The organism is Streptomyces sp. 63XJN7_1_ISO-PGPR-S23-121 (genome assembly GCF_056173025.1).
In genome coordinates this window covers 4561895-4577458 of sequence record NZ_CM149653.1, presented here as the reverse complement: position 1 = coordinate 4577458, position 15564 = coordinate 4561895, and the positions used below count along the sequence as shown (strand labels likewise).

Annotated in this window: 16 protein-coding genes; 6 read left to right on the top strand and 10 right to left on the bottom strand. The window is 74.3% G+C overall.

What is annotated here, in order from left to right; genetic code table 11:
* Nucleotides 1-76: 76 nt before the first annotated feature.
* Both rho and AC0VYN_RS20615 read right to left on the bottom strand, forming a co-directional pair.
* Nucleotides 77-1216 carry a transcription termination factor Rho gene (gene rho / locus AC0VYN_RS20620; protein WP_475532144.1) on the bottom strand — a complete coding sequence of 380 codons (1140 nt, stop codon included), beginning with the start codon at nt 1214-1216 and terminating at the stop codon, nt 77-79.
* 410 nt (nt 1217-1626) lie between these two features.
* Nucleotides 1627-2019, bottom strand: coding sequence for a nuclear transport factor 2 family protein (locus AC0VYN_RS20615; protein WP_475532143.1), 393 nt, complete (start codon nt 2017-2019; stop codon nt 1627-1629).
* A gap of 68 nt (nt 2020-2087) precedes the next feature.
* Between AC0VYN_RS20615 and AC0VYN_RS20610 the strand changes: the two genes are divergently transcribed.
* Both AC0VYN_RS20610 and AC0VYN_RS20605 read left to right on the top strand, forming a co-directional pair.
* Nucleotides 2088-2672 (top strand): PadR family transcriptional regulator, encoded by a 585-nt coding sequence (locus tag AC0VYN_RS20610; RefSeq protein ID WP_475532142.1) that lies wholly within the window; start codon nt 2088-2090, stop codon nt 2670-2672.
* 4 nt (nt 2673-2676) lie between these two features.
* A complete protein-coding gene (locus AC0VYN_RS20605) occupies nt 2677-3402 on the top strand; it encodes a class I SAM-dependent methyltransferase (RefSeq protein ID WP_475532141.1) in 726 nt (241 codons plus the stop codon).
* Between the two features lie 15 nt (nt 3403-3417).
* On the opposite strand, the gene AC0VYN_RS20600 is transcribed toward AC0VYN_RS20605, so the two are convergent.
* The 7 genes from AC0VYN_RS20600 to AC0VYN_RS20570 all read right to left on the bottom strand — a co-directional run bounded on the left by AC0VYN_RS20600 (nt 3418) and on the right by AC0VYN_RS20570 (nt 9623).
* A complete protein-coding gene (locus AC0VYN_RS20600) occupies nt 3418-4158 on the bottom strand; it encodes a GntR family transcriptional regulator (protein ID WP_475532140.1) in 741 nt (246 codons plus the stop codon).
* Between the two features lie 173 nt (nt 4159-4331).
* The gene (locus AC0VYN_RS20595) at nt 4332-5498 is read right to left on the bottom strand and encodes a serine hydrolase domain-containing protein (RefSeq protein ID WP_475532139.1); all 1167 of its coding nucleotides are present in this window, start codon (nt 5496-5498) and stop codon (nt 4332-4334) included.
* A gap of 110 nt (nt 5499-5608) precedes the next feature.
* The gene (locus tag AC0VYN_RS20590) at nt 5609-6577 is read right to left on the bottom strand and encodes an acetylxylan esterase (protein ID WP_475532138.1); all 969 of its coding nucleotides are present in this window, start codon (nt 6575-6577) and stop codon (nt 5609-5611) included.
* A 271-nt stretch (nt 6578-6848) separates the two neighbouring features.
* The gene (locus AC0VYN_RS20585) at nt 6849-7433 is read right to left on the bottom strand and encodes an Rv1733c family protein (protein ID WP_475532137.1); all 585 of its coding nucleotides are present in this window, start codon (nt 7431-7433) and stop codon (nt 6849-6851) included.
* Nucleotides 7434-7658: 225 nt separating this feature from the next.
* Nucleotides 7659-8378, bottom strand: a complete 720-nt coding sequence (locus AC0VYN_RS20580) for a ferredoxin reductase (RefSeq protein WP_386923578.1) — start codon at nt 8376-8378, stop codon at nt 7659-7661.
* Nucleotides 8379-8430: 52 nt separating this feature from the next.
* Entirely contained in the window at nt 8431-9036 is a 606-nt protein-coding gene (locus AC0VYN_RS20575; protein ID WP_451689921.1) for a sulfite oxidase-like oxidoreductase, read from the bottom strand.
* Between the two features lie 92 nt (nt 9037-9128).
* The gene (locus AC0VYN_RS20570) at nt 9129-9623 is read right to left on the bottom strand and encodes a MarR family winged helix-turn-helix transcriptional regulator (protein WP_475532136.1); all 495 of its coding nucleotides are present in this window, start codon (nt 9621-9623) and stop codon (nt 9129-9131) included.
* An 80-nt stretch (nt 9624-9703) separates the two neighbouring features.
* Between AC0VYN_RS20570 and AC0VYN_RS20565 the strand changes: the two genes are divergently transcribed.
* Complete coding sequence (locus AC0VYN_RS20565; RefSeq protein ID WP_475532135.1) at nt 9704-10783, top strand: hypothetical protein; 1080 nt, start codon at nt 9704-9706, stop codon at nt 10781-10783.
* A gap of 172 nt (nt 10784-10955) precedes the next feature.
* The gene (locus AC0VYN_RS20560; protein WP_475532134.1) at nt 10956-11765 is read left to right on the top strand and encodes a putative protein N(5)-glutamine methyltransferase; all 810 of its coding nucleotides are present in this window, start codon (nt 10956-10958) and stop codon (nt 11763-11765) included.
* Between the two features lie 12 nt (nt 11766-11777).
* Here AC0VYN_RS20560 and AC0VYN_RS20555 read toward each other — a convergent pair whose 3' ends face one another.
* A complete protein-coding gene (locus AC0VYN_RS20555) occupies nt 11778-13856 on the bottom strand; it encodes a SpoIIE family protein phosphatase (protein WP_475532133.1) in 2079 nt (692 codons plus the stop codon).
* A gap of 250 nt (nt 13857-14106) precedes the next feature.
* Between AC0VYN_RS20555 and AC0VYN_RS20550 the strand changes: the two genes are divergently transcribed.
* Both AC0VYN_RS20550 and AC0VYN_RS20545 read left to right on the top strand, forming a co-directional pair.
* Nucleotides 14107-14985: a hypothetical protein gene (locus AC0VYN_RS20550; protein ID WP_475532132.1), complete on the top strand. Its 879-nt coding sequence runs from the start codon at nt 14107-14109 to the stop codon at nt 14983-14985.
* 137 nt (nt 14986-15122) lie between these two features.
* Nucleotides 15123-15494 carry a hypothetical protein gene (locus tag AC0VYN_RS20545; RefSeq protein ID WP_385461667.1) on the top strand — a complete coding sequence of 124 codons (372 nt, stop codon included), beginning with the start codon at nt 15123-15125 and terminating at the stop codon, nt 15492-15494.
* Nucleotides 15495-15564 lie beyond the last annotated feature (70 nt).

Genomic DNA, 15564 nt, shown 5'->3' with positions numbered 1-15564 from the left:
CGCTGCCCGGGCCGAGCCGCGCCCGCGAGCACCCGGATGGCCCTGCCGGTCCCGGCCGGCGCCGCCCGCCGGGCCGTCAGTCGGCCGGCAGCGTCGGCCGGACCAGCCGCAGGAACGTGGCGTTGTCCGGTGTCTGGCGCATCCGTTCGAGCAGCGCCTCCGGGCCGGACTGCCCGTCCCGGGACTGCAGGGCCCGCCGCAGCCCCCGTACGGTCGTCGACTCTGTGGTGGTGAGCAGGAGCTCCTCGCGGCGGGTGCCGGAGCCGGCCAGGTCCACGGCCGGGAAGACACGCCGGGAGGCGAGCTCGCGGCTGAGCCGCAGCTCCATGTTGCCGGTGCTCTTGAGCTCCTCGAAGTAGAAGTCGTCCGCGCGCGAGCCCGTCTCCACCAGTGCGGTGGCGAGCACGGTGAGCGACCCGCCCTCCTCCGCCTTCCGGGCGGCCCCGAAGAACCGCTTCGGCCCGAGCAGCGCCCCGGCGTCGACACCGCCGCTGAGCGTGCGGCCGCCCGAGGCGGCGGCGTTGTTGTGCGCCCGGCACAGCCGGGTGAGGGAGTCGAGGAGGATCACGACGTCCTCGCCGGCCTCGACCAGCCGCTTGGCCCGCTCGATCACCAGCTCGGCGAGCGCGATGTGCTGCCTTGCGCCCAGGTCGAAGGTCGAGGCGTACACCTCGCCCCGGACGGAGCGCCGCATGTCGGTGACCTCCTCGGGCCGTTCGTCGAGCAGCACCACCATCAGGTGGGCCTCGGGATGGTTGCCGGCGACGGCGGCGGCGATCTGCTGGAGCAGGACGGTCTTGCCGGTCTTGGGCGGGGCGACGATCAGGCCGCGCTGGCCCTTGCCGACCGGGGCGATCAGGTCGGTGAGGCGTCCGGTCAGGCCGGAGGCGGGGTGTTCCAGGAGCAGCCGCTCGTGCGGGTGCAGCGGGGTCAGGTCCCGGAAGTGCCGTCGGCCGCCCTGTCCCGCGGGCGTGCGCCCGTTGACCCGGACGACGTCGGTCAGGGCGCGGCGGTCGCCGCGTACGCCCTCGACCAGGTCGCCCCTGCGCAGGCCGTGACGGCGGATCAGCGCCGGGGAGAGCGCGAGGTCGGACGGCTCGGGCAGCAGGTCTCCGGTGCGCAGGCGCCCCTTGCCTCCCGCGTCGATGTCGAGGACACCGGAGGCGATGCCGGCCGGGGACTGCTGCACAGGTGGGTGTTCGAGTGTGGTGGTCATGGTGGTCGGTCCTTTCGCGGACGCGGACGCGGGCACAAGGCATACGGAGGAGGAGGGGAAAGCCGTGCGTGGGGTCGGACGACGCCCTGGTGACGGCGGGGAACGGCACCTCGGACCTCGAGGGGGAACCCTGCTCACGAGGTGGTGCCGGGAAGCGGACGCGCCGGTCGCATCAGGACGGGCGGGTCGGCGAACCTAAGGGAGAATCGCACCGGCGCCCGGAGAGACCCGAAGAGGGAGGGGCGTACACAAGTGCTCGTCGCACTGTACCACCATGAGTGGTGGGAGGGCGGGACGGCCGGACCGTCGCACCCGGGGAACGCGGCCGGTGCCGCGCGTGTTCCGTGCCGCGCGGGCCGAAGCCCCGCCGGGGCGCGGCGCCCGGCGGGGCCCTGGACGGTGCGCGACCGTCAGGCGCCGCCGGCCTCCTCGGCGATCCGCTCGAACTGTGCGGCCATGGCGGCCTGCAGCGCCTGGGCGCCCGACAGCGGCCGCACCATCACGGTCAGTTCGTCGATGCGGCCGGCCTCGTCGAGGTGCAGGAAGTCGCAGCCGCCGATCTCCCGGTCGCCGACCCGCGCGCTGAACACCAGTGCGTGGTCGCGGCCGTCCGCCTCGCCGATGACCCGCTCGTACCGGAAGTCCTCGAAGACGCGCTCGACCGCGCGCAGGATCGCCGCCGTGATCGCCCTGCCGCGGTACGGCTTGAACACGACCGGGCTGGTGAAGACCACGTCCTCGGCCAGCAGCGCCTCGACGGCGTCCATGTCGTGCGCCTCGACGGCCGCGCGGAATGCCCGCATCGTTCCTCCCTATTAAACTATTTGAATAAGTGCGGAGTAGGGTAGCCAGTTCTTGCTAGCGTGTCGACATGTCTCTCAAGTACGCCGTCCTGGCCGCCCTGCTGGAGGGCGAGGCATCGGGTTACGAGCTGTCCAAGGTCTTCGACGTCTCGCTCGCCAACTTCTGGCCCGCGACTCCCCAGCAGCTCTACCGGGAGCTGGACCGCCTAGCCGCCGAGGGGCTGATCGAGTCCCGGACGGTGCCGCAGGAGCGGCGGCCCACCAAGCGCCTGTTCTCGCTGACGCGGGCCGGCCGGGAGCGGCTGAACGCCTTCGCCGCCGCGCCGACCAGGCGTCCCACCGCCGTCCGCGACGAGTTCCTGATCAAGATCCAGGCCATGGACGGCGTCGACCCCGCGGAGGTCCGTGGGCTGGTCGAGGAGCGCAGGTCCTGGGCCCTGGGCAAGCTCGCCCGCTACGAACGCGTCCGCGAGCGCCTCCTCGGCGGCCGCACGGAGGAGGAGCACCTGCGTGACGCGGACCGCGTGGGCCCCTACCTCACCCTGGCCGCCGGAATCACCTTCGAGCAGGAGAACGTCCGCTGGTGCGAGCGCGTCCTCGCGGTGCTGGAACGGCGCGCTCCCGCGGGGTCGGCGCGACAGCCCCTAGGCTGACCGGATGTTCAGCCCCGAAGGCCCCACCCTGCGCGAACTCGCCGTCCAGGCGCTGTCGTCGGTCGAGCGCGGCTACGACCTGCTCGCCCCGAAGTTCGACCACACCCCGTACCGCACGCCGGACCGGGTGCTGGACGCCGTGGCGTCGGCGCTGGAGCCGATGGGGCCGTTCGGCACCGGGCTCGACCTGTGCTGCGGCACGGGCGCCGGCATGGGCGTCCTCGGCCGGGTGTGCCGGGAGCGCGTCACGGGTGTCGACTTCAGCGCGGGCATGCTGGCCGCCGCACGCGGGCGCCCGCTGCCCGAGGGCCCCGAGGTCTCCTGGGTGCGCGGGGACGCCCGTGCCCTGCCGTTCGGGCCCGTCTTCGACCTCGTGGTGAGCTTCGGGGCGTTCGGGCACTTCCTGCCCCGCCAACTGCCGGGCCTGTTCACCCAGGTGCGCTCCGTCCTGCGGCCGGGCGGCTGTTTCGCCTTCCCCGTGGGCGCCCCGTCCCGCCCCGGCTCCCGGGCGTACTGGACGCTGCTGGGCTTCGACGCGGCGATGCGCGTGCGCAACGCGCTGTGGAAGCCGCCGTTCGTCATGTACTACCGGACGTTCCGGCTCGGCGACGTGGGCCGCGAGCTGGCACGCGCCGGATTCCGGGCCGACCTGCACGCCTTGCCCGCCTTCGGGGTGCGGCCCGACGGAAGCCCCCGTGCCCGGCTGGTCACGGCCCGCCGGCTGCCGTGAGGGCCACGGTCCGGATCAGCCCGCCGCCGGCAGGACGAACTCGTAGACGAGCGCGTCCTGCCGGGCGTCCACCACCAGATCGGTGATCTCCAGGGGGCGCGCGTACTGGTCGTGCACCCGCCTGGTGACCCGGACCGCCGGGGTATCCGCGAGCCGGGTGATCGTGTCGCGGTGGTGCAGGGTCAGCCCCGCCCCGCGCATCCAGTCGTAGGCCCGGCGCAGCTGCGCGCAGGCGCGGCCGCCGGCGCGGCCGCGATAGCGGGCCGGCTCCTCGACCTCGGCCAGCGCCACGGCGGAGAACGAGGTCACGGCCGTCCGCCGGCCGTTCCCGTCCGGGGCCGCGGACACGTAGCGGTGCACCAGGGTCGGCCGGCCAGGCGCCAGCCCCAGCGCCGCGGCGTGCTCCGGCGGCGGGACCTCCCAGGTGACGCCGGCCCGGTCGCCGGTGCACGGCTCGGCCGCCCGGGAGCCGACCGGGAAGGCGAGGGCCGCCGGACTCCCGGCGGGCGGCCCCGGCAGGGTGACATGGGTGCCGCGCCGGTCGGTGACGACCAGGCCGTCCCGGCGCAGCACCTCCAGCGCCTGGCGCACCGTCTCCCGGCTGACCCCGAACCGCTCGGCCAGCCGCCGCTCGCCGGGCAGCCGTCCGCCGGGCGTGGCGTACCGCAGCTCGTCGAGCAGCCGTCCGGCGACCTGCCGGTACAGGGGTGACGGCGCGTGGGGGAGAGAGTGGTCGTGCGGGGTGGTGCGGGCCATGCCGCGCTCTCCTGTGGGTGACGTACGGTAGCCGTGCCGGCTCGGTGCGCCACCAGAAGTACCATTGGTCTAAACCAGTAGGGAAGTGCGGCCCGCCGGTTCGGCCGGAACCGGCCGCCCGCACGGTACGCCGTCCGGGTGCGCCACCGTGCCGCCCGCCCCTCCCGGGCCACTCACAGGGCGCCGTACAGGGCCTCCACCAGCGCCATCTTCCGGGGGTCGTCGGCGATGTGCGGCCCCATGCGGTTCATCGCGTAGCCCAGCGAGACCCCGGCTTCGGGATCCGCCAGACCGCAGGACCCGCCGAAGCCGTCATGTCCGAAAGCGCGCGGGTTGGGTCCGTAGGAGCCGTTCGGGCCGCTGAGCCACAGTCCGAGCCCGATCTCCGTCTCGTGCGCGAAACCGGCACCGAGCACCAGGTCGCGGCAGGCGCCCTGCCCCTCGCGCACCCGCTCGGCGGCCTCCGGGGACAGCACCCGGTGGCCCCCGTACACGCCCCGCCCCGCGAAGATCCCGTACAGCGCGGCCACCGCGCGCGCCGTACCGTGCCCGTTGGCCGCCGGAATCTCGGCGGCCCGCCACGCGGCCGTGTTGGCCTCCGCCGCACCCACCGGGGGATTGGCCAGCGCGGCGAGCGCCGCCGGAGCCAACTGGGAGAGGACCGCGGCCTGTTCGCTGCCGGCCGCGGCGCGCGGATGCACCAGCTCGGCCGCCCGGCCCGCCTCCCGCTCGGGCAGTCCGACGCTGAAGTCGATCCCGAGCGGTCCGGTCACCTCGCGCTCGAGGAACGCGCCGGGCAGCAGCCCCGACACCCGCCGCACGACCTCGCCGACCAGGAAACCGTAGGTGACCGCGTGGTAGCCGGACCGGGTGCCCGGCTCCCACCAGGGCTCCATGGCTGCCAGGCGCGCGGTGGTCGCCGCCCAGTCGTACAGCTCGGCCACCGAATGCGGCTCCCGCAGGCCGGACAGTCCGGCGCGGTGCGACAGCAGATGCCGTACGAGCACCTTCTCCTTGCCCGACGCGGCGAACTCGGGCCAGTAGGCGGCCACCGGCGCGTCGAGGTCGAGCAGTCCGCGGTCGGCGAGGATGTGGGCGCACAGGGCGGTCGGGCCCTTGGAGGTCGACCACAGGTTCACCAGGGTGTCGCGCTCCCAGGGACGGCTGCGGGCGCCGTCGGCCCAGCCGCCCCACAGGTCCACCACCGTCGCGCCGTCGACGGTGACGGTCACGGCGGCGCCCAGCTCCCCCCGCTCCCGGAAGTTCTCCTCGAACGCGGTGCGCACCGCCGCGAAGCGGGCGTCGCAGCGGCCGTGAACCGGTGCCTCGTGCTCTGCCATGGGCCCTCCGTCGTACGCCGGGAACCGGACCGCCGTGTCACGGTCCGGGCCCGAAGAACGTACCGACTGGTCGGACCGGGCGGAAGCCCGCGAACACCGCCCGCCCGGGATCAGGCGTACGAGCGCAGCCAGCGGAGCTTCGCGGCCTCCTGGTAGGGACCGCCGCCCTCATGGTCGTTGAAGTCGTAGACCTCGATCGCCTTGTCCTCCTGCGCCCACGCGTTGAAGGCCGCGAAGACGGTCGACGGCGGGCAGGTCTGGTCCTCCAGGGCCGCCGAGAACAGGGCGGGAGCCCGGCCGCGCGCCGCGAAGTGCACGCCGTCGAAGTAGGACAGCGTGCGCAGGGCGTCCTCGGTACGGCCGCGGTGCGTCTTCAGGTACAGGCCGACCTCCCGGTACGGGTGGCGGTCGGTGAGCGTCACCGCTCGGGGGAAGTCGCAGAGGAACGGCACGTCGGGCGCGACGGCCGTCAGGTCCGGCACCAGACCGCCGACCGCGATCGCGATTCCGCCGCCCTGGCTGCTGCCGAGCGCGACGGTCCGCGCCGGGTCGGTCAGCGGGTGCGAGCGGGCCGCCTCGACCGCGCGCACCGCGTCGGTGAAGACACGGCGGTAGTAGTAGTTCTCCGGGGCGTCGAGGCCGCGGGTCATGAAGCCCGGGTACGCGGGCGTGCCCCCGACCGGGTCCGCGGTCCCGCCACCGCCGCCCCACGCGCTGCCCTGGCCGCGGGTGTCCATCACGAAGTGGGCCCGGCCCGTGGACGCCCACAGCAGGTGCTCGTGCGGCAGCCCGCGCCCGCCGCCGTACCCGACGAACTCCACGACCAGCGGCAGCGGCTCCTCGGCCGCGGCGGGCAGGGTCAGCCAGCCCTTCACCGGGTGACCGCCGAAGCCCGCGAACGTCACGTCGTGCACCCGTACCGTGGACAGTCCCGTGTCGACCGGTTCGAAGCGGGCGTCGAGGTCGTGCGCGCGTGCCTCCTGGAGCGTCCTGCCCCAGAACGCGTCGAAGTCCCCGGGCTCGGCGGACTCGCTGCGGTACGCGCGCAGTTCCTCGCGCGAGAGGTCGAACAGGGCCATCGAGAACCGCCTTTGCGGGGAGACAGTGCCGGACCGTACTGATGATCACACCGTACGTGAATGGTCGGACGACTGGCCAGGTCCTGCCGGGACCCGGCTCCGCCCCGGGCGCGGTGCAGCGACCGAGTGACCCCGCGACGTCACTGGTCACAGGGGCGCGCCGGTTGCGGGAGCGGTCACGTCGTCGCCGGTCGCCCGGCCGGGCCGGGCCAGGTCGTCGGGTCACCCGTGCCGGAATCCGCCCCGAGGCGTGCGGGCGGCTGCGCCGGCGTCATGCCCGGCGGTGCGTCCACCGCGGTTCCGTGCGCGCCCAGTCGCGCTCCCACTCGGCCATCCGGCGCCGGAGCGCCGTCCGGTGCACGACGCAGTTGCCGAGCAGGACCGTGAGGGCGGCACCCAGCGCCGTGAACGCGCCGACGGTGACGGTGTGCTCCCAGACCGCGGACTCGCCCGCCGGCGGCGGCACGTTCCGGCCGCGGGCGTCGAGCCACAGGGCGACCACGTCGCCCCGCCGGGCACCGGCCGGGACTTGGCTCGTGGTGGTCCGCGCGTCGCCGCCCGGCGCGGTCCAGCGCACGGTCGCGTGGTACGTCTGCTGCCCGCCGCCCTCCACCGACGACAGGGTCTCGGGGAGGTGTTCGACCACCGTGGCCTGGACCCGGTGGCGCTCGGCGCGCTGCTGCGCCGCGACCGCCTGCGCCGTTCCCTGGGCCCACCGGGCCGCGACCGCACCCAGCAGAGGGGCGCCGACGACCAGCAGGACGGCGACGACCAGAGCGGTCCACGCCTCGACGACGTCCGACCGGCGCCGCAGCGGATTGCGCCGCCAGCGCCAGCCGCGCACCCCTGTTCGCATGTCGACCTCCTCGCGATCACCGCGACCGGAGGACCGGACGGGTGGCCGTGCGTGGGCCGCCGCCGTCCCCGTCGCGTCACGCGTGCGAGTGTCCGCACAGGTCGGATGCCCGTCCGGCAGGTCCCGCTCACCGTCCGGCGCGTCGCTCGCGCCGCGTCGCCGGACGGCCGTGCCGCCGCCCAAGTGCCCCACCGGAGAGCCGGGGAAACACGGCCCGCCGCGGGGTCAGCCGAAGCGCTCGATGCGGATCCGGTCCACCGGCTGTCCCGCTGCCACCAGCAGCCGCGAGGCGTGCTCCGCGAAGGAGTTCGAGCCGCAGACGTACGCCTCCCAGCCCCCGGCGGGCGGGTCGGCGAGCAGGGGCGCCAGGTGCGTGGCCGCCAGCCGCCCCACCGGCGTCCCCTCCGGAGCGCTCCGGGTGAACAGGGGCGTCGTCTCCGCGCCGAACTCCCGCGCGTAGATCAGCTCCTCAGGACTGCGCGCCGACACCAGCAGCCGCACCGGCACCCGCAGTCCCCGTGCCCGCCGGTGGCGCACCATCGACATGAGCGGCACCACGCCGGAGCCGGCGCCGAGCAGCAGTGCGGGACGGTCGCCGGGCCAGGCGAAGAAGCCGCTCAGCGGGCCCCGCACCTCGATCCGGTCACCGGGCCGGGCCACCGTGTGGAACCAGCCCGACACCTCGCCGTCCGCCACGTGGTCGAGGGTCAGCTCGATGTGCCCCGAGTCGTCGGGCGCGGACGCCAGGGAGTAGTGGCGCTGGGCCACGTACCCGTCGGGCGCGGTCAGCCGCAGCATCAGGTGCTGGCCGGGCAGGTGGCCCGCCCAGCCGGGCACCGCCAGCCGGAAGGTGGCCGCGCGGGGCGTCTCGCGGCGGATCTCCGTCAGCGTGGCCGTCTGCCACGTCCCGGCCGCCCCGCCGTCCACCTCGATGCGCCCGGGCACGGCGAACCGCGTCGGAGGGGTGAAGGCGGGTGCCCTGTGTGTCGTCACCGTCTCAGTCACCGGAGTACCGCTGCTCCTCCCAGGGATTGCCGCGTGCGTGGTAGCCGTTCTGCTCCCAGAAACCCGGCTCGTCGTGGTCGAGGAGTTCCAGGCCCGCGATCCACTTGACGCTCTTCCAGAAGTACAGGTGCGGCACCACCAGCCGCGCCGGACCGCCGTGCTCGGGGGCCAGCGGCCGCCCGTCGTACTCCCGCACGATCCAGGCGCGCCCGCCGGTCAGGTCCGCCAGCGGCAGGTTCGCGGTGTAGCCGGTGTGGGCGTAGGCGACGGCGTGCGTGGCGGCCGGCAGCGGACCGGCCGCGTCCAGGAAGGTGTCCAGGGACACGCCCGCGAACCGCACGCCGAACTTCGACCAGCCGGTCACGCAGTGGATGTCGCCCGCGTAGGCCGAGGCGGGCAGAGCGTCGAGGTCGGCCCACTTCCAGGTGCGGGGCCCGGCCACCAGCCCGCCGACGCGGAAGGACCAGTCGTCGGGGGCCAGGTCTGGCGTGACCTCGGCGGACAGTACGGGCCAGTCGTCGCCCGCGTCGTACTGGCCGGGCGGAAGCCCGGGCCGGGCGGAGCGCGCGCGCCCGGTGAAGCCTCGGGTGGTGTTCATGCGGCGGGGCCTTTCGGCCGACGGGGAGGATGGCCCGCGGTCGGCGTGATCGGTGCGTACGCGGTCAACGGTACGTGCCCGCGGAGGGCACCTCAGTCCCGGTCCTCGCCGGGCCCGGCCTGCTGCCACGCGTTGTAGCGCTCCAGGTACGCGGCGAAGCGGGTCAGGTCCTCGGCGGGCCAGTCCGCGAGCCGTTCCCGGAAGGCGGTCCTGCGGCTCTCGGTGACCTGGGCCAGGATGCTGCGGCCGGCGTCCGTCAGGTGCAGGACCTGGACGCGGTGGTCGTCCGGGTCGACGCGCCGCTCGACCAGGCCGATGCGCTCCAGGGCGGCCACCTGGCGGCTCACGGTGGACTTGTCCAGGGCGTAGTGGGCGGCCAGGTCCGTGGCCCGGCAGCCGTCCCGCTCCTCCAGGTGCCCCAGCAGCGTGTACGACACCAGCGACAGCTCGGGGTGCATGCGCCCCGCCGAGGCGCGGGCACGGCGGGCGAAGGCCGTCATCTCCCGCTGGATGGTCTCCACGGCCGCGTCCGCCGCACGGGCGCCGGAGGTGGCGGTCGTCTCGTCGGGCCTGTCGGCTGCCGTCACGGATCCTCCCTCGCAGTGTTGGTTGTACAGTACAACTTGAAGACGAGTTGTATAAGCCAACCTTTGGAGGTCGCGGGCCGATGAGGTCGCACGCCCTGCGCCACGTGCTCACCCACCTGATCACTCCGCTGCTGATGTGCATCGGGATGGGGCTCGCCTACATGGGGGCCTTCGTCACCCCCGAGCCGAACCACCTGCCGGTCGCCGTCGTCGGCTCCGGCCCCGAGGCCAAGGTGCTCGCCCAGACGATCAAGGACGAAGGCGGCGACGCGCTCGACGTGCGGACCGTCCCGACCCGGGCCGACGCCGTCGACCTGCTCCGGCACCGTGACATCACCGGCGCCTACGTGCCCGGCGGGAAGGCACCCGAGGTCGTCGTGGCCACCGCCGCCTCCGACATGGGCGCCCTGGCCGTGGAGAAGGTCTTCACCCCGCTCGCCGAGCGGCAGAGTGTCCCGCTGAAGGTCACCGACGTCGCCGTCCCGGTCGACGACGACCCCACCGGACAGGGCCTGTTCTTCCTGCTGATCGCGGTGAGCATCGGCTCCTACGCCTCCGTGGCCGCGCTCGGCGCCGCCGGGTCGGCGCTGCCGATGCGGATCCGCGCCCTGCTGACGCTCGGCGTCTCGGCCGTGGTCGCCGGCATCGGCGCCCTGCTCGCCGGGCCCGTGTTCCACCTCGCGCACCACGACCTGGCCGGCCTGTGGGGCATGGCCTGGCTCTACGCCGCGGGCATCCTGTTCATCGGCGTGGGTCTGCACACCTTCCTCAAGCGGTGGACCACCCTCGCCATGATGGTGCTGTTCGTGATGCTCAACTTCACCTCCTCCGGCGGCCTGTTCCGGCCCGAGCTGCAGAACGGCTTCTTCGGCACCCTGCACGCCTTCTGGAACGGCGCCGGTTTCGTCGAGGGCGTCCGCAGCCTGCTGTACTTCGACGGCGACGGACTGGGCCGCAGCGTCTGGACGCTGGTCGCCTGGCTGCTGCTCGGCCTCGTGGTGACCGGTGTCGCCGCCCTCCGCGAGCGGGCCGTCGCCCCGGACCGTCCGGAGCACGCGCGGCCGGACGGGGAGAAGGCGGGAGCGGCAGCAGGCGAGAAGGCCGGGGAAGAGGAGCGGGAGGAGGCGGAGGAAGAGGCCGAGGAGACCGTCGGCGTCTGATCGTTGGGGTAGTGTGACCGACGGCCGCGGACCGTCCCGGCCGCCGGACACCTGGGAGGTGAGACCCATTACCGCTGTGTCGGCCCGGGTGCTCTCACCTCTCGGCAGCGCGGTCACCGGCAACGGGTGACCGGGAGAGCGCCCTTCGGTTCTCGAAAGGCTCCCGGCTTCCATGCCTCCACTCTTCTCCGCGTCCTCCTCCGACTCCGCCTTCCCCTCCCGTGACTCCGTCGTGGCCGCGCTCCGCGCCGCGGGGTGCGTCTTCGCCGAGGACGAGGCGGAGCTGATCATCGGCGCCGCCCGCACCCCCGGCGAACTCGCCGCCCTGGTCGACCGCCGCGTCTCCGGCCTGCCCCTCGAACTGGTCCTCGGCTGGGCCGGGTTCCGCGGACTGCGCATCGCCGTGGCCCCCGGCGTCTTCGTCCCCCGGCGCCGTACCGAGTTCCTGGTGGCCGAGGCCCTCGCCCACGCGCCCGACGCGGGCGTCGTGGTGGACCTGTGCTGCGGCTCGGGCGCCGTCGGAGCGGCCCTGGCCGCCGCCCTCGACCGGCCCGAGGTGCACGCCGCGGACGTCGACCCGGCCGCGGTGCGCTGCGCCCGCGGCAACCTCGCCGCCGCCGGCGGCCAGGTGCACACCGGCGACCTGTTCGAGGCGCTGCCCGCCGCGCTGCGCGGCCGGATCGACATACTGGCCGCCAACGTGCCCTACGTCCCCACCGGTGAGGTCGCCCTGCTGCCCGCCGAGGCCCGCGACCACGAACCGCTGGTCGCCCTCGACGGCGGCTCCGACGGTCTCGACGTGCTGCGCCGGGTCGCCGCCGAGGCGTCCGGCTGGCTCGCCCCCGGCGGCTGCCTGCTGGTCGAGACGAGCGAACGCCAGGCTCAGGCCGCCGTCGAGGCCTTCACCCGCGCCGGCCTGACCACCCGCCTCGCCGTCAGCGACGAGTTCTACGCCCATGTGGTGGTCGGCGTCGGGCGGTAACGGGGCGCGGGTCTACTCCGGCGGCGTGGCCCGCGCGATCAGCAGGGCCACGTCGTCGGAGTTCCGCGGCTCGTGCAGCGTGCGCAGGAGCAGGTCGCAGACCTCCTCCAGGGGACGGTCCGGGCCCTCCAGCACGGCCAGGAGCGCGGCCAGCCGCTCGTCGATCGGCTGCTGCCGCGTCTCGACGAGTCCGTCGGTGTAGAGCACCAGCCGGTCGCCGGGGTCCAGATCGACCGTGGTGGTGCGGAAGGCGACGCCGCCCACCCCGAGCGGCACCCCGGTGGGCAGGTCCAGCAGCTCCGGAGGGCGGCCGGCGCGCACCCGCACCGGCGGCAGGTGCCCGGCGTTGGCGATACGGCACTGCCGGGCGTGCGGGTCGTGGACGGCGTAGAGGCAGGTCGCGATGGCATGGTCCAGACCCGCCGTGGTCCGGTCGAGGTGTTCGAGCAGCAGCGCCGGGTCCAGGTCCAGGGCGGCCAGCGTGTTCGTCGCGGTGCGCAGCCGCCCCATGGACGCCGCCGCCGCGATGCCGCTGCCCATCACGTCGCCCACGACGAGCGCCGTCTTGCGGTCCTCCAGCGGGATCACGTCGAACCAGTCGCCGCCGACCTCGCTGGTGGCCTCGGCGGGCTGGTAGCGGGAGGCGACCTCCAGACCGCCCGTCTCCCGCGGGTGGCTCGGCAGCATGCTGCGCTGCAGGGTGAGGGCGGCGTCGCGGGCGTTCTGGTACCAACGGGCGTTGTCGATCTGCACCGCCGCCCGCGACGCCAGTTCCCGGGCCAGCAGCAGGTCGTCCTCGTCGAACGGCAGCGGATTGCCGATCCGCTTCAGGTCCAGGGCGCCGAGCACCTCGCCGCGCGCGATCAGCGGCACGGCCAGGTACGAGTGCACGCCGGCCCGGCGCAGCATCCCGGTCGCCTCGGGGGAACGGGCGATGCGGCCCAGGTCCTCGTCCGTCACCCGTGTCACCAGCACGGGCCGGGCGGTGCGCACGCACTCGGTGACCAGGCGGTCCGGCCCGTACCGGGCGACCTGTCCGGGCGGGTCGGCCGCCCGCAGCGCCTCGGGGGCGTCGTCCGCCTGGACGGCCAGGGCCCGGATCACCGCCGGCTCGGCCGGGCTCAGGGTGCTGCGCCGGCCCTTGACCACGGCCTCCAGCAGATCCACCGCCGCTATGTCGGCGAGGCCCGGCACGGCCACCTCGGCGAGTTCACGGGCCGTGCGGTCCAGCTCCAGCGTGGTGCCGATCCTGGCGGAGGCGTCGGCGACGGCGGCGAGCCGGCGCCGCGCGGCCTCGGCCTCCACGCCCGCCCGGTACTGCTCGGTGACGTCCACGATCGAGACGGCCACGCCCAGCACCGCACCGAAGGCGTCCTCCAGCCGGTACAGCGAGACCGACCAGGCGTGGTCCTGGTCCGGGTCGGCCGGGGTCCGGCCGGTCGCGGACCGGTCGATGACCGGCCGCCCGGTCTCCAGCACCCCGCGTGCCGCACCCTCCAGCGCGTCGGTGTCGACCTGCGGCAGCACCTCCCGGACCGTCCGGCCGATGTGGGCCTCCGCGGGGACACCGTTGATCCGCTCCAGCGCCGGGTTGACCGACACGTACCGCAGCTCCGTGTCCAGGACGGCCAGCCCGATCGGGGACTGCGTGATCACCCGGGCGGACAGTGCCACGTCGCGCTCCAGCCGGCGCACGGTCGACCGGTCGGCGGCGAGCCCGAGCGCGTAGACGTCGCCCCGGTCGTCGAGCAGCCGCATGTTGCGGAACTCCACCAGCCGGGTGCCGCCGTCCTTGCGGCGGACGGGAAAGGCTCCGGCCCAGCTCCGGCCGGTCCGCATCACGTCGGTGAACAGCTTCACGGCGAGGTCGACGTGCTCCTCGTGGACCATGATCCGGGCGGCGTACTCGCCCAGTGCCTCCTGGGCGGAGTAACCGAACAACTCCTCGGCCTGCGGGCTCCACAGGACGATCCTGCCCTCGGTGTCCAGCACCACCGAGGCCACTTTCAGCACGTCGAGCAGACCACTGGGGCGCATCGGTCCGCGCGGTGGCACGGCGCCCTCGAATCCGGCAGACCCGGTCGCATTCATCCCACGCCCCGCCTTCGCCGTTCCACGCGGCACGTCCTACCGGTACCGACTCCCCGTTCTACCGCGTTCCACCGCACACGGAGCCCCTTCTCCGAGGCATCCGCCGTTGCCTCCAGCATCTCCCCGCGCGGCGGCGACCGCTCCACGGGACGTCCGCATCCGGTGCGTTTCGGTCTGTACATGACTGTGGGGGGCCGGTCACACTGTGCGCCGAGTGCGTGCCGCCCACCCCCCACCGAGGAGCCGACCCATGCCTCTGCGCGCCCGGCTGCGCCGTCATGCCGTCCTGACCGGACTCGCCGCCCTCGCCCTCTTCCTCGCCGCTCCGCCCGCCACGGCCGCCGCCCCCGCCGCCGGCACCTGGACGGAGGCCGGCTCGGACCGGGCCGATCCGCTCACCGAGAGCCAGGGGCTGGCCTCGGTGGAAGTGCCGGCGGGCAGTCCCAACCGCTACACCGGGATCGGCACCGTCGACTGGGGCCTCGCCGGTAGGGGCTGGAACCACGTCGGCGATCCCGACGCGTCCTACGACGGGTACTACGTCGAGCCGTACCAGCGCGACGACGGCAACGCGAAGCTGTTCCGCGTGCAGGCGCCGGACGGGCGCCGGTCGGAGTACGTGCACACGCTGAGCGCGGGTGAGGCGCTGAACAACTCCTGGGTCGCGATCTCGCCGGACGGCCGGTGGATGCTCTCCGGCGAGTGGGGCACCATGGACCGGCTGCTGGTCTTCCCGACGCCCGGCGTCAACCCGGCCACCTCGCCCTCCGTGAACCTCCCGCAGGCGGCCACCGTCCGCCTGGACCACGCCGTGCGCGACGTCCAGGGCTGCGACTTCCTCGACGCGACCACCCTGCTGTGCTCCTCCGACGACCCCGAGGGCACGCTCTTCGGGCTCACCAAGCCGCTGCTGAGGATCGACCTCTCGGCCGCGCCGACCGGCGCCGCCGACGTCACCGGCCACGTCACCGCCCTGCGGCAGCTGCCGCTGCGCAGCTCCTGCTCCGGCAGCTTCGAGGCGGAGGGCATCGACTACGACCGCCGCACCGGCACCCTGCGCGTGATCGTCGTCTCCCCGGGCTTCTGCGTGCTGACCGACAGCAGGACGTACCGGTTCACGCGCGGCTGAGCCGGCCGCCGGCCCGCGCCGGTAGTGCTCCGCCCCGGGTGGTGCTTTTCTGGGGGTACGGGTGCGGTCTCCGTGGGACGTCCACGCCGTGGAGCGGCCCGCGGCACCGCACCGCGGCCAGGAGAGGAGCGATCACGATGGACGGCGAGCGAATGCATCCGGAGTCCGTCTCGGTGGAGCTGAGCGGGTGCGACAAGGAGGACGCCCGCACCGTGTTCGACGCCCTGTGCGCGTGCTTCTCGTCCGACCGGCACGCGGGCGACGTGACCCGGGAGTACGACGAGGTGCGCCCGACCGTGTGGCTCGGCACCTTCGACGTGGCCGACACCCACCAGGGCGAGTGCGGTCCGACCCGGCTCCATGCGTCGGTGGAGGCCGACGTGCAGGGAGGCTACTGGGCGATCGAACGGTTCCGCACCACCCTCGACTCCCTGTTCACCGTGCAGGACATGAGCACGGCCTCCGGCGACCAGGAGCGCGAACTGCACGTACGGCTGGAGAGCCGCTGACCGAGGCCCGCCGGACGCGGCGGTGTGGCGTGCGCCGCCTCTTTGTGCAACTAGTTGCACAAAGAGGCGG

Excerpts from the sequence above, each read along its gene's own strand:
- rho (WP_475532144.1), bottom strand. The coding sequence starts at position 1,216 with ATGACCACCACACTCGAACACCCACCTGTGCAGCAGTCCCCGGCCGGC.
- AC0VYN_RS20615 (WP_475532143.1), bottom strand. The coding sequence starts at position 2,019 with ATGCGGGCATTCCGCGCGGCCGTCGAGGCGCACGACATGGACGCCGTC.
- AC0VYN_RS20610 (WP_475532142.1), top strand. The coding sequence starts at position 2,088 with ATGTCTCTCAAGTACGCCGTCCTGGCCGCCCTGCTGGAGGGCGAGGCA.
- AC0VYN_RS20605 (WP_475532141.1), top strand. The coding sequence starts at position 2,677 with ATGTTCAGCCCCGAAGGCCCCACCCTGCGCGAACTCGCCGTCCAGGCG.
- AC0VYN_RS20600 (WP_475532140.1), bottom strand. The coding sequence starts at position 4,158 with ATGGCCCGCACCACCCCGCACGACCACTCTCTCCCCCACGCGCCGTCA.
- AC0VYN_RS20595 (WP_475532139.1), bottom strand. The coding sequence starts at position 5,498 with ATGGCAGAGCACGAGGCACCGGTTCACGGCCGCTGCGACGCCCGCTTC.
- AC0VYN_RS20590 (WP_475532138.1), bottom strand. The coding sequence starts at position 6,577 with ATGGCCCTGTTCGACCTCTCGCGCGAGGAACTGCGCGCGTACCGCAGC.
- AC0VYN_RS20585 (WP_475532137.1), bottom strand. The coding sequence starts at position 7,433 with ATGCGAACAGGGGTGCGCGGCTGGCGCTGGCGGCGCAATCCGCTGCGG.
- AC0VYN_RS20575 (WP_451689921.1), bottom strand. The coding sequence starts at position 9,036 with ATGAACACCACCCGAGGCTTCACCGGGCGCGCGCGCTCCGCCCGGCCC.
- AC0VYN_RS20565 (WP_475532135.1), top strand. The coding sequence starts at position 9,704 with ATGAGGTCGCACGCCCTGCGCCACGTGCTCACCCACCTGATCACTCCG.
- AC0VYN_RS20560 (WP_475532134.1), top strand. The coding sequence starts at position 10,956 with ATGCCTCCACTCTTCTCCGCGTCCTCCTCCGACTCCGCCTTCCCCTCC.
- AC0VYN_RS20555 (WP_475532133.1), bottom strand. The coding sequence starts at position 13,856 with ATGAATGCGACCGGGTCTGCCGGATTCGAGGGCGCCGTGCCACCGCGC.
- AC0VYN_RS20550 (WP_475532132.1), top strand. The coding sequence starts at position 14,107 with ATGCCTCTGCGCGCCCGGCTGCGCCGTCATGCCGTCCTGACCGGACTC.
- AC0VYN_RS20545 (WP_385461667.1), top strand. The coding sequence starts at position 15,123 with ATGGACGGCGAGCGAATGCATCCGGAGTCCGTCTCGGTGGAGCTGAGC.